We start from the raw sequence: 13,205 nt of genomic DNA, 5'->3' as shown, positions 1-13,205 counted from the left end.
GAAGATATAGAAAAAAGTATTAGAGAATTGCAGTATAAAACAAAATATTCCATTTAATTAACAATTTATACAATTTATGCATATGAACTTTACAACAAAATATGCTAAAGGTTTAAGGAACTCATATAGTGCACATATATAAAGCTTATAACAAAATATGCCAGTAGTTGGTATAAGATTTGCTATACTATTTACTATGGAAGGATGAGTGGCATGAAGGATATACTAGAGTTAATAAAAAAGGAAGATAGAAAAAATCCTCTAACAGATGAAGAAATTTCTAAAATATTAGGAATAACGAGAGGTGAGGTAATTAAGTTAAGAGATTCATTAAATATAGGTGATTCAAGAGAGAGAAGAAAAGAGATATTAGAAAGCGAAATGAAAAGAGTCTTAGAAAGTTCACCACATATATCAGAAAGAGAGATGACTAAGAGACTTAACGAGATTGGATTTGATATTTCAAGAAATATAGTATCTAGATATATTAAGAACATGCAGGAACAAATTTTATTTTATCAGCAAGAAAATGAAAATATTAACACTGAATTAAATAAGAATGAGAAAGAACAGAGTAATACTGTAATTAATAGTGCTTTTAGCGGATTAATAGGAGCTTATGGGAGTTTAAAGTCTAAAGTTGAATTAAATCTGGAGAATGTGAAAGTGGAATACTTTGTTGTGGTACAGGCGTAGGAATATCTATCGCTGCGAATAAGGTTCCGGGAGTAAGGGCGGCAGTTGTAGGTGACTGCTTTACGGCTCAAGCTACAAAGGAACATAATAACGCAAATATTATTTGTATAGGTGAAAGAGTTGTTGGTGAAGGGCTTGCTTTAATGATTGTAGATACATGGCTTAATGCAGAATTTATGGGCGGAAGGCATAAGGCAAGATTAAGTCAAGTAGAAGAGATTGAAAAGAAATATAATAAGTAAAGTATATAAAGCTATAAAAACTCGTTATAAATAAAAAATTGTTAAATGTAGTTTATACCTTAAAAAGTTAAAAGATATCTAACAGACAAAGCCCATGTAAAATGGGCTTTTATCTTTTTTAGAATAAATTTAGTAGATTGTAAACACAATCAATCCATTAGTTCCTAGTGGTAAGATTGCAAAAACATTATTAAATGAAATGTTAGTAGCACATAAGGAGTACTTGCCACAATTTAAAGATTCAATAGAAAATATTGAAAAAGACCAACTAGCATAATCCTATAATACTAAAGCTGAGCAGACATTGAGTATGCTCAGCTTTATAGATACACAACTACAACTTTATAACTGAACTGTTAGATTTGATTTTAATATGAAGAAGCAATAGAATGGAATATAGAAGGGAGGGGGGAACTGATGGATTTAAGTATAATAATAAATCAAGTAATATCATTATTTATAATCATGTTAATAGGTTTTTATGGTAGAAAGAGAAATATAATTAATGAAGCTTTAACGAAGGGGCTGTCTAATTTATTACTAGATATATGTATTCCTTTATTAGTTATCTGCTCTTTTAACATTACGTTTAATTCTTCGATGTTCAACAATTTAATAAAGTCTTTTATATATGGATTAGCTATATTTATAGTCACCCCAGTATTTGCAAGAATCCTCTTATCAAAAACAGAAGATAGAAAAAAGAATATTTTACAGTTTGCTATTGTATTTTCAAATTGTGGTTTTATGGGCTTTCCTTTAGTAGAGAGTGTTTTTGGACAAGAAGGAATCATCTACGCCGCAATATTTAACATGTTTTTTAATATCTTTGCATGGACGTATGGTATAATGCTATTTACTGAAGCTAGGAATTTAAAGGGGATAACAAAGGGGTTAATAAATCCAGGAATAATATCAGTATTCATTGGCTTCTTAGTAATGCTGTCTCCTATAAAAATACCTGTTGTTCTATCAAATACCATGAGGATGGTAGGTGGCATGGCAACTCCTATTTCTATGCTAATTATAGGCAGTCTACTTGCAACAGCTAATTTTAGAAGGGCATTTAAGGATATAAGCATTTACTATGGAGTTTTTATAAAGCTTTTAGTAGTACCTATAACATTGTATTTCGTATCAACTTTGTTTAATGAAAGATCTATAGTTATGAAAACTTTTATTTTGATGCAAGCTATGCCAACAGGTGCAACAATATCAATTTTTGCAGAGAATTTTAACAAGGAAAAAGAGTACTCTGCCCTTATGGTGTCTTTTTCTACATTATTTTCTGTGATTACCATACCTTTAATAATTAAGCTATTTTTATAAGAATTCACATTTATTCTTTTTTGTTTAATTTTTTTACATATATTTTGATTCCTTTCTGAACGGAGTAGCTATAATTAAAAAAGTCTATGTAAAATGAGTTTTTTCCTTTTAATAAGAATATAAAGGTAGTTTGTATAGGATTTAATAAAGTAAAAGTTTAATAAAGTTATAAATAATTTATTTCTGCTATTTCACAAAATGAAGTTTGGCTAAAATTGAATAGGCTCCATGCCTATTCAATTTTATTTTTTGCTCTATAGGTCAGTTATAAAATTTGTAATCTATGGATAACTCTATAAATAGTCCTCCCTAGGAGATTTTTTATTGTTTAAGAAAGTATAAATTTTTACAACTTAAAAAGCGTAGCGTAGCCACTTAGTTGCATTTTTAATAGATTATTCTAATAGGAACTAATTCATCAATAATATCTCCTCTAATTTTACATATTTCTTGAACTAAAATACTTTTATAGAACTCCTGGTAAAAGTTTATGTTACCTTCTGGAGCAAAGATAAATTCAGTAGATTGAATAGAATTATACTCAATATTTTTATTTATATCAATAGCAGCTCTCTTAGCGAAAACTAGGCCTTCCAGCAGAGAGTTGCTTGCTAATCTGTTAGCACCATGTACTCCAGTACAGCTAGCCTCACCACATGCATAAAGATTTTTCATTGAAGTTTTAGAGTTAAGGTCTACCTCTATACCACCCATTAGATAATGTTGAGCTGGAGTTACAGGTATAAGGTCTTTAGAGATATCTATTCCTCTTTTTAAACATTCATTATAAATTGTAGGAAACCTTTTTATCAAGAAATTTTTATCTATAAAAGTAACATCTAAATAAACAAATTTTGAATCAGTATTTTTCAGTTCATTAAAAATTGCGGCTGTCACTTTATCTCTTGGAAGAAGCTCATCTACAAATCTTTCACCAAAAATATTTAATAGTTTTCCACCTTCTCCTCTTACTGCTTCTGAGATAAGAAATTTTCGTGCAGATGATGAATTATCATAAAGAGAAGTAGGATGAAATTGAATATAATTTAAGTTTTTAATTTTTACTCCTCTTCTAAGAGCAATAGCTATTCCATCTCCTGAGATTGATTTATAATTAGTAGAATTAATAAAAATACCACCTATCCCTCCTGTACAGAGCACTACTGCTTTAGCAAGAATGTTTAAAGCATTGTTATCTTTAATAGCAGTGATTCCAAGGCAGCTGTTTTCTTTAGTAATAAAATCTATAAAAAAAGTGTTTTCTAATACAGTTATGTTATTTCTTTTTAGGATTTCTTTGAAAAGGGCAGAGTGGATTTCTTCACCAGTTCTGTCTTTACAGTGTACAATTCTATTGGTACAGTGAGCACCTTCTTTAGTATAAAGAAGATTGCCTTCATCATCTCTGTCAAAGGGCACATTAAACTTTATTAAACCGTCGATTGCCCCTATAGATTCATTAACTAAAACTTCAACAGCTAATTTGTTATTCTTATAATCACCAGCCTTTAAAGTATCCTCGACGAATAAGGGGAGGTCTTCTTTTCCTTTAGCAACAGAAATACCTCCTTGTGCTAAATAACTATTACATTCTTGAGCAGAGGATTTTGATATCAAAGTAATATTTAAGTCTTTTCTAAGATTTAATGCACAATAAAGACCAGCAATACCTGTTCCAATTATTAAAACGTCAGTATAAATGGTCAAGATATTTACCTACCTAAAATGTGCATCTTCATAAGACTTTCATAAGCTTTAACTCGAATATCTTCATTTACATGTATTTCATGTTGGTTCTTTAGAAGTGCATTATAAACGTCTATTAACACTGTCTTCTTCATATTTACACACATAATTCCTCCCCTAGGTGTGTAAAACTTTTTGTTAGGATTTCTCTTTTTCAGCTCATGAAGTATTCCTTCTTCTGTGCCGATTAAAAAGTTAGTCTTTTCACTAGAAGTTGCATAATTTATTATCTCAAGAGTACTGCCAACAAAATCAGCAATATCTCTAACTTCTTTCTCACATTCAGGGTGGGCAAGAATAATTAAATCTTCTATAGAATCCTTTGCCTTTTTGATTTCTTCTAGACTTATTCTCCTATGAGTAATACAGTAACCACTCCAAAGTATCATTTTTTTCTCTGGAACTTGCTCTTGGATATAGGAACCAAGATTTTTATCTGGTAAGAAGATAATTTCATCTGCATCAATATTTTGTATTATTTTAACAGCATTAGAAGAAGTACAACATACATCACTAACTGCTTTAACTTCAGTAGTAGAATTTATATAGCAAACTATTTTTGCATTGGGATGTTCTTTTTTTAATTTTAAGACATCTTCGCTAACAGCCATATCTGCCATAGGACAGCCAGCATCATAAGCGGGTAAAAGAACAGTTTTTTGAGGAGAGAGAATTTTTGCACTTTCTGCCATAAATTTTACTCCACAGAAAACAATAGTTTGTTCATCACAATCTTTCCCTATTTTACTAAGATAATAGGAATCACCTACAAAATCAGCTATTTCTTGAATTTCTGGTCTTTGATAATAATGAGCTAGTATTATTGCATTCTTTTCTTTTTTTAGTTTCTGTATTTCTTTAACTAAATCCATATCTTTCACCTACCTTTATATGTAAAGATAAATAACTTCAATCTTTAATTAATTTAGTTATGAAGTTTTGTATCTATATATATATTGTGTTAATTGCTAAATAAATATTTTATATATATTACAGCAAATTAAAAAGCAGTTTGAACAAAGCCAATCATGGCTGCATTCAAACTGCTTTCTTTACTCTTTAGAAATTTATAAAATTCAAGAATTGTGGATAGCTTAAAAATGTAATTTAGGATTGCCAGGTTAATTACGACACCTAAAGAGTAGAAAATAAAATATAGTTCGCCTGCCAATTTTTCCTCACATGTGTTCGGAAAGGCAGATGCGTAAAAAAATCGATAACTCCACAGTCGCCTTGGCGATTTTTTTAAGTTATATGTTTTTAAGATTTTTTAGGCTTAAATCTAAAACCTTAAAAGAGTGAGTAATAGCACCTGTTGAAATAAAATCTACTCCAGATGTAGCTACTTCTTTAATATTATCTAATGAAACATTACCAGAAGCTTCTGTTTCTGCCTTTCCGCTAATTAATTTTACTGCTTTTTTCATGGTTTCAATATCCATGTTATCAAGCATTATAATATGGGCAGCAGCGTCTAAAGCTTCTTGAACTTGTTCAAGAGTTTCTGTCTCAACTTCAATTTTTCTAACAAAAGGAGCATTTTTTCGTACTAGTTCCACCGCATTCTTTATACCACCAGCTGCAGCGATATGATTATCCTTCAACATAACTCCATCACTTAAGCCAAATCTATGATTTGTGCCTCCACCAACTTTTACAGCATATTTTTCAAAAACTCTTAAGTTAGGTGTTGTTTTTCTTGTATCTAATAGCTTGGTACTAGTACCTTTTAGCTCATTTACAAATTTACTTGTAAGTGTCGCAATACCACTCATTCTTTGTAGAAGATTTAGTGCTGTTCTTTCTCCTGTAAGTAATACATGAGTTTTTCCTTTAATAATTGCTAGAAGCTGACCTTTTTTTATTTCATCTCCATCATTTACAAAGAATTCAATATCAACATCATCAATAAGTTGAAAGACCCTTTTAAATACTTGAAGTCCTGCAATAATACCATCTTCTTTACAAAGAAGTTCAACCTGGGACATATTTGATTCATCTACAATAGAGGAGGTGGTTACATCTCCAAAAGGAGCATCTTCCTTAATAGCATTCTTTAATATATCATCATAAAGCAACCAATTCATTTACAATATCTCCTCTCACGTCACAAATTGCTCGTATTAAAATATTTTTGAAAAGTTTTTTATAATAGTCTTTATCACCTTCAATAGAAGGTGTTGAGTCATAAAAACATATACTATATGGTTTTATATTATTATTTATATGAGTGGCGGCTCTTTTTGAAAATACTAATCCCTCAAGCAGAGAGTTACTTGCTAATCTGTTTGAACCATGTACGCCAGTACAACTTGCTTCACCACATGCATAAAGATTTTCCATTGAAGTTTTAGAATTAAGATCTACGTTTATGCCTCCCATGAAATAATGTTGTGCTGGGGTTACAGGTATTGGCTCATTGGAAATATCTATACCTCTTTTAAAACACTCATTATAAATCATTGGAAATCTTTTTACGAGAAAATCTTTTTTCATAAAAGTAGTGTCTAAATATACAAAGTTTGAACTAGTTTTCATTTCTTCTTTAAAAATTGCTGCTGTTACTTTATCTCTAGGGAGTAGTTCATCTACGAATTTTTCACCATTAACATTTAATAGTTTAGCGCCTTCTCCTCTTACAGCTTCTGATATAAGAAATTTTCTATTCATAGAGGAGCCATCATAAAGAGATGTAGGATGAAATTGGATATAATTCATATTAACTACATCTATACCTCTTCTGAGAGCAATAGCTATTCCATCTCCTGAGATTGATTGAAAGTTTGTAGAGTTATTAAAAAGACCACCTATACCGCCAGTAGCGATAACTACTGATTTTGCAAAAATATTAGTAGGACTATTTTTACTGAAGGCAATCCCTCCAATACATTTATTATTTTTAGTAATTAAATCTACTAAAAAAGAATCCTCTAACATAGTTATATTATCTCTCTTTAAAGCTTCTTTTAAAAGGTAAGAATGAACTTTTTCACCGGTTCTATCTTCACAATGTACAATTCTGTTAATAGAATGTGCACCTTCTCTAGTATAACGTAGATTTCCTTCTAAATCGCTGTCGAAGGGTACTCCTAGTGATACTAAGTTGTCAATTGCATCCATAGATTCACTGGCTAGAACTTTTACAGCTTTTTTATCATTTTTATGATTACCAGCCTTTAAGGTATCATCAATAAATGATGGGAAATCTTTTTCGCCTCGAGCAACAGAAATACCTCCTTGTGCTAAGAAACTATTGCATTCATTAGCAGAGGATTTTGATAATAAAGTTATGTTTAAATCTTTTCTAAGATTTAATGCACAATAAAGACCTGCAGCCCCAGTACCCACAATTAAAACATCAGTATGGATATTCATCATATTACCCCCCAAAAAATAAGAGCGGCCTAAGTAAAACATAAGCCGCTTAGGTAAATCTCAATATTATTTTTTCCCCAATTATTTTATTTTGCTAATCTATGCATTTCCATTAAACTTCCGTAAGCTTTAAGTCTAATGTCTTCATCAATAGTTATTTCATGTTGATTATTTAAAAGTGCTTCATATACATCTTTAAGATGTGTTTTCTTCATGTTTACACACATCATTCCGCCTCTTGGTGTGTAGAACTTTTTATCAGGATTTTGTTTCTTAAGTTGATGCATTATTCCTTCTTCTGTAAGTATTAAGAAGTTTTTGTTATCACTAGCTGTTGCGTAGTTTAATATTTCAAGTGTACTTCCAACGAAATCAGCAAGATCTCTAACTTCCTTCTCACACTCAGGGTGAGCAAGAGTTATAACATTTTCTATAGATTCTTTTGCTTTGATTATTTCATCTGGTTGTAATCTCTTATGAGTAATACAGAAGCCATTCCAAAGAATCATCTTTTTGTTAGGAATTTTTTCTTGAATAAAGGATCCTAGATTCTTATCTGGTAGGAAAATAATCTCATCTGTGTCCAAGTTTGTTATAATATTAACAGCATTAGACGAAGTACAACATACATCAGTTACTGCTTTAACTTCTGTTGTAGAATTTATATATGCAACCACTTTAGCATTTGGATGTTTTTCTTTTAATTTTACGACATCTTCAGCAGCGGCCATATCAGCCATAGGGCAACCTGCATCATATGCTGGTAAAAGAACAGTTTTGTGAGGAGATAGGATTTTTGCACTTTCTGCCATAAACTTTACTCCACAGAAAACTATTGTTTGCTCAGGACAGTCCTTTGCAACCTTACTTAGATAATAGGAATCACCTATATCATCTGCTATTTCTTGAATTTCTGGTCTTTGATAATAGTGAGCTAATATTATTGCATTCTTTTCTTTTTTTAATCTTTTTATTTCATTTACTAAATCCATTATGTCATTACACCTACCTTTTACAGGTGTATATACACCTGTTGTATATATAATAATATATCAATATATGACGTATAATGCAACATGTATAAGCAGGGGATATATGGCTTTGTCATAATAAAAAATTGATATAATACGTCAAAAATTATCGTTATAGAGAATAATATTAGTTTTCTACAAATATACTTTAGATTACATTTGTAGAATATTATACCATAAAATATATTGTTATTTATTACAAATATTAGATAATTTAAAATTTTTTATAAAAAAACTGAACAGGCATCGAGCCTGCTCAGTTTTCTAGCAAGCACTTAAAGTATTAATTATAATCCTTTTGGACCTTCTTTTCTTATGCCTTTATCTTTTAAAAGCTCATAAATAGTTTTAGAAGTAGTATCTTCCATAGTATAGCCTAAAAGTAGTACAATTTCTTCCAGTTCTTCCTCAGAAGATGTTTCAAGTTCAATGTAAGGAAAAGGACAAAAACTTTCATCATTTATATCAATTTCAATTAAGGTATTTTTGTATTTATAGCTTTCTCTATATTTTTTTATGGATTCAACTAAGGTAAGCCCTAAAGATTTAAAAATATTTTTTGCAGCTTCTCCGTTATCAACAATAACTTCATTTTCCTCCATAACTTTAAATTTTTCTTGAGAAAGCATTTTTTTTGTAGTCATGAAATAAACATTTTTATTATTAAGAGAATCAAAAACCTCTCTAACTCTAGCATATCCTTTTTGATTCAATAATTTTCTATCTGGATAATCATAAATATTATTAACTTGGTGTTCTTCCTTTACCTTAACGGCATTCATTTCAATTAACTTTTTGCGTATAGTATCTACATCAATATCAATAATCCTTGTTTCTAATTCTTGCATTGGGCACCTCTTTCTTGTAATTATAAAAATTATTTCTAACCAAAATTGAATAGGTTTGATACTTGTTCAATTTTAGTAAGGAGCGAAGTCGTTTATTTTTAGACAAAATAAATATTTCTAGCATACTTATTTTGGAGGATTTGTAGAATTTTAATGTATAAGTCACGTTTAAAGAAAACGATATACTTTTATGATATAATATATTACATGAAAATAAAAGTATCAAGGGGGAAGTGGCAATGGATCAATTCAAAGAGCAGTTTGTAACAACGGAAGACTTAGGTCTCTATAAGTTAGCTAATGGTGGCATGATAGTATGTTTAATTTTTACACTATTATGTATGACATTAGGAGGAGTTATACCAGGCTTAATTTTCTTGGTATCTTCAGGTATAATATTTTATGCTAAGAGATTTCTATATGTTGAGTATGAATATAGTATAACCAATGGAGAAGTGGATATAGATTCATTATTTGAAGCAAAATCAAGAAAGCCAAAAATAACTTTTAATATGAAAGAAGTTTCTCTGTTTACACCTCTTGAAAGTAATGAATATAAGGATTTTACAAATAAGCCTGAAAAAATAATAAATGCAGTACCAAAGGGAAATAATAGCAAGGTGTATGCTGCACTAGTTACTGAAGGAAATCAAAGAGCACAGGTTTTATTTGTACCAAATGATGAATTTATAGATACTTGCCGTTTATTTAACCCAAAGGCGGTAAAAAAGAACTAACTTAGGATGGTGAGCAAATGGAATATGTTAGCGACATAAATATTGTAGAAGCTGTAATTCACATTTTGGATAATAATGGAGATGAACCCATATTAAATGGGTATAAGTTGGAACTTACTGAAGAAATATATAAATTTCTTCACAGACATATAGAAAGATCATTCCGAGATGAAGAGCTAAAGTATGCTGTTTTTAACCCTGAGAGAAATATAGTTAAGGAAGTTACTCAGGAGTATTTAAATGGAATTAATACAGATATAGTTATTGTATCTCAAGAGTTGGCAAGACAAATGTTTGCCGTAATGAAGGGAAATGGAAACATACCTTCCTGTGATTTAATTGTAGTTTCATTATCAACGGATCAAGGGCCAATGCTTGGTATATTAAAGATGGATTATGTAAAAAACTTTACTCATAAAATCGATTTTATTGGAGAGAAAATAGGAATTGACATCGTTCCTCATGGGGCAGGGCTGCCTGTAAGTAGTCAAAGAATACAAAAGTGTGCTTTTATAAAGCCCCTAAGACCAGAGCAAGATATTAACTTGATGGTTATAGATAAACAAAAGAAGTCAAAAGATGAGGATGAGTACGGTGCAAACTACTTTATAAACAATTTTCTTGGATGTAGCATAGTAACTAATGAAAGGGATATGACTAAAACCTTTTTAAAGGCTGCAGAAACATGGACAAGAAACAATGTGTATGAAGATGCTGATAAGGCAGAAAAGATAAGAACTTCTATTAAAAGTAAGTTGAAAGAAGCAGATACAATTAATATTGAAGAGCTTTCACATGAACTTTTTAAAGAAGAGCCACAAGCAAAAGAAAATTTTACACAGTTTGTAGCTTCACATGGATTGGATGAGGAGATTGCTGTTGATAAGCAGTGGGTAGAAAAGAAGCTTAAAAGGATAAGACTTAAGATTGATAAGGATATAGATCTTTATTTAAATGAAGATGTATATCATGATCCAACAAGGTTTGAGATTCAAAGAAATGGTGATGGAAGCATCAATATGGTTATAAAGCATGTAATTAATTATATTGAGAAATAGTACTAGAATTAAGCAGGCCTAATGCCTGCTTAGTTTAGTTAGATTTCATTTTATGTGATTTCACAAAGTAAAATCTGGCTTAAGCTATAGATACACAGCTTTATAACTGAACTTATAATTCAGGCTATACAAGTTCATAATTGAATTAAGAATTTTAGGAAAATTATTTGAACTAATAAATTTTAATCATCATATAATTAAGTGTAGAAACCCAAATGAAAATAATGGGGAGTTTTTATGAAGGTAAAGGTCAGGAAAACAAAGAGTAATGATTTTGGTATGATTGCAGAGCTTATTTACTCAACGGAGCCTTTTCCACAGGTAATTTGGGGAAAGGGTAAAAAGGAACAAATTTTAGAAAGAATTTTAGAATTGCTAGAGGATGAAGATAACCGATACAGTTCCAAGCTTGTAATGGTTGCAGAGTTAAATGATAGGGTTGTAGGAATGATACTTCTTATACCTTATGTGGAATTGAGGAGGTTAAGTAAAAATACAGATAAAATACTTCTTAAATATCAACATAAAGATTTTAGAAAAAGGTTTATTGAATATAAAGAGTTATCTTACAATCTAGAGGAAGCTGAAAGAGAAGAACTGTATATTTCAAATATTGCTGTTTTTGATGAATTTAGAGGTAAGGGCATAGGACGGGCTTTGTTTGAAAAAGCAGAAGAAGAAGCATATCTTATAGGGTTTGATAAACTTTCTCTAACTACCAAGGACGAAAAGGTTATAAAGTATTATATTTCTGAAGGTTTTACGATAGAGCAAGTAATGAAGCTTGAGGATAAAAATCTATATAGAATGGTAAAAGAGTTGTAAATATGTTGTCTCTTTGTATTCGGTTAAAATAAAAAAAATCGCGGCATATGTCGCGATTTTTTTATTATATATTAAGCTTTATTTACTGAACCAAATAACTCCATCTTTTCTTTAACTCCAGCTTTGATTGCTTCGAATCCTGGAGCTAATAATTTACGTGGGTCAAAACCTTTGCCTGATAAATCTTTACCAGCTTCGATATACTTACGAGTAGCTTCTTGGAATGCTAATTGAAGTTCAGTATTAACGTTGATTTTTGCAACACCTAAAGAAATAGCTTCTTTAATCATTTCTGCAGGAATACCTGTACCACCGTGTAAAACTAGTGGAACTTCACCTGTAGCGTCTTTGATAGCAGCTAAAGCAGTAAAGTCTAGTCCTTTCCAGTTTGCTGGGTACTTACCATGAATGTTACCAATACCAGCAGCTAACATTGTAACGCCTAAACCTGCGATTGCTTTACATTCAGCTGGATCAGCGATTTCACCTGTACCTACAACACCATCTTCTTCTCCGCCGATTGAACCAACTTCTGCTTCTACAGAAATACCTTTTTCTCCAGCAATTTTGATCATTTCTTTTGTCTTTTCAATGTTTTCTTCGATAGCGTAATGAGAACCATCGAACATAACTGAAGAGAATCCAGCTTCGATTACTTTTAAAGCGCCTTCGTAGCTACCATGATCTAAGTGTAATGCAACAGGAACAGTGATGTTTAATTCTTCAAGTAAACCATTAACCATTCCAACGATAGTTTTGTAACCACCCATATATTTTCCAGCACCTTCAGATACACCTAAGATTACTGGTGAATTATTTTCTTGAGCAGTTAATAAAATTGCTTTTGTCCATTCTAAGTTGTTGATGTTAAATTGACCAACAGCATACTTTCCTTCTTTAGCTTTGTTTAACATTTCTTTAGCTGAAACTAACATACGTTACCTCCTCAAAATCTTTATTTTCATATAGGATTTTTAGATAAAATAATATCTTACCTATTATTATCTTCCTATTTTAAAGAAAATATTTTATAGTAACGGGATTATTAGTGTCCCACTGGGACTTACCCGTCTAATATATTATATAATATTATTTGTATATTTTCTACATAAATAATATAAATTTAGAAAACTTTTATAATATTTGCACAAAGATAAAATGGAATAAATTGTATCATTATGTGAATTTATACAACAATTTCTGATATTTACAAGTAACTGAGTTTGGTTATATTTATAATTATATCAATTTTTACAACAAAATTAAATGTATTACAATATATTACATAAAGGTTGGTTTTATCTAAAGGATAATATTA

Annotated in this window: 12 protein-coding genes and 1 pseudogene; 6 read left to right on the top strand and 7 right to left on the bottom strand. The window is 30.4% G+C overall.

Features of this window, described 5'->3' with window-relative positions:
• The first annotated feature begins 204 nt into the window (after window positions 1-204).
• The 3 genes and pseudogenes from CPJCM30710_RS10575 to CPJCM30710_RS10565 all read left to right on the top strand — a co-directional run bounded on the left by CPJCM30710_RS10575 (window position 205) and on the right by CPJCM30710_RS10565 (window position 2,267).
• On the top strand, window positions 205-696 hold the full coding sequence (locus CPJCM30710_RS10575) for an RNA polymerase factor sigma-54 (protein ID WP_308442613.1): 492 nt from the start codon (window positions 205-207) through the stop codon (window positions 694-696).
• Window positions 645-938, top strand: a pseudogene (locus CPJCM30710_RS10570) (RpiB/LacA/LacB family sugar-phosphate isomerase); the annotation flags it as partial. The gene CPJCM30710_RS10575 and the pseudogene CPJCM30710_RS10570, both read left to right, overlap by 52 nt.
• Before the next feature lie 417 nt (window positions 939-1,355).
• Window positions 1,356-2,267 (top strand): AEC family transporter, encoded by a 912-nt coding sequence (locus tag CPJCM30710_RS10565; protein ID WP_212904139.1) that lies wholly within the window; start codon window positions 1,356-1,358, stop codon window positions 2,265-2,267.
• Window positions 2,268-2,654: 387 nt separating this feature from the next.
• Here the strand turns inward: CPJCM30710_RS10565 and CPJCM30710_RS10560 are convergent, their stop codons facing one another.
• The 6 genes from CPJCM30710_RS10560 to CPJCM30710_RS10535 all read right to left on the bottom strand — a co-directional run bounded on the left by CPJCM30710_RS10560 (window position 2,655) and on the right by CPJCM30710_RS10535 (window position 9,267).
• On the bottom strand, window positions 2,655-3,974 hold the full coding sequence (locus tag CPJCM30710_RS10560) for an L-aspartate oxidase (RefSeq protein ID WP_212904138.1): 1,320 nt from the start codon (window positions 3,972-3,974) through the stop codon (window positions 2,655-2,657).
• Between the two features lie 5 nt (window positions 3,975-3,979).
• The gene (gene nadA / locus CPJCM30710_RS10555) at window positions 3,980-4,885 is read right to left on the bottom strand and encodes a quinolinate synthase NadA (RefSeq protein ID WP_212904137.1); all 906 of its coding nucleotides are present in this window, start codon (window positions 4,883-4,885) and stop codon (window positions 3,980-3,982) included.
• A gap of 378 nt (window positions 4,886-5,263) precedes the next feature.
• Window positions 5,264-6,100 (bottom strand): carboxylating nicotinate-nucleotide diphosphorylase, encoded by an 837-nt coding sequence (gene nadC, locus CPJCM30710_RS10550; RefSeq protein WP_212904136.1) that lies wholly within the window; start codon window positions 6,098-6,100, stop codon window positions 5,264-5,266.
• A complete protein-coding gene (locus tag CPJCM30710_RS10545; protein ID WP_212904135.1) occupies window positions 6,081-7,388 on the bottom strand; it encodes an L-aspartate oxidase in 1,308 nt (435 codons plus the stop codon). Before CPJCM30710_RS10545 ends, nadC begins: the two co-directional genes overlap by 20 nt.
• Window positions 7,389-7,474: 86 nt before the next feature.
• Window positions 7,475-8,380, bottom strand: coding sequence for a quinolinate synthase NadA (nadA, locus tag CPJCM30710_RS10540; RefSeq protein WP_212904134.1), 906 nt, complete (start codon window positions 8,378-8,380; stop codon window positions 7,475-7,477).
• Window positions 8,381-8,706: 326 nt separating this feature from the next.
• A complete protein-coding gene (locus tag CPJCM30710_RS10535) occupies window positions 8,707-9,267 on the bottom strand; it encodes a class IV adenylate cyclase (RefSeq protein WP_212904133.1) in 561 nt (186 codons plus the stop codon).
• A gap of 239 nt (window positions 9,268-9,506) precedes the next feature.
• On the opposite strand from CPJCM30710_RS10535, the gene CPJCM30710_RS10530 reads away from it, so the two are divergent.
• From CPJCM30710_RS10530 to CPJCM30710_RS10520, 3 genes are all read left to right on the top strand, one after another.
• Window positions 9,507-10,004, top strand: coding sequence for a hypothetical protein (locus CPJCM30710_RS10530; protein ID WP_212904132.1), 498 nt, complete (start codon window positions 9,507-9,509; stop codon window positions 10,002-10,004).
• Window positions 10,005-10,021: 17 nt separating this feature from the next.
• The gene (locus tag CPJCM30710_RS10525) at window positions 10,022-11,062 is read left to right on the top strand and encodes a nucleoid-associated protein (RefSeq protein WP_212904131.1); all 1,041 of its coding nucleotides are present in this window, start codon (window positions 10,022-10,024) and stop codon (window positions 11,060-11,062) included.
• Window positions 11,063-11,299: 237 nt separating this feature from the next.
• Window positions 11,300-11,887 (top strand): GNAT family N-acetyltransferase, encoded by a 588-nt coding sequence (locus CPJCM30710_RS10520; RefSeq protein ID WP_212904130.1) that lies wholly within the window; start codon window positions 11,300-11,302, stop codon window positions 11,885-11,887.
• A gap of 71 nt (window positions 11,888-11,958) precedes the next feature.
• Here CPJCM30710_RS10520 and fba read toward each other — a convergent pair whose 3' ends face one another.
• Window positions 11,959-12,822 carry a class II fructose-1,6-bisphosphate aldolase gene (gene fba / locus CPJCM30710_RS10515; protein ID WP_212904129.1) on the bottom strand — a complete coding sequence of 288 codons (864 nt, stop codon included), beginning with the start codon at window positions 12,820-12,822 and terminating at the stop codon, window positions 11,959-11,961.
• Window positions 12,823-13,205: the final 383 nt, after the last annotated feature.

The organism is Clostridium polyendosporum (genome assembly GCF_018332455.1).
Lineage (GTDB): Bacteria > Bacillota > Clostridia > Clostridiales > Clostridiaceae > Clostridium_AY > Clostridium_AY polyendosporum.
This window is presented reverse-complemented; position numbering and strand designations above follow the sequence as displayed.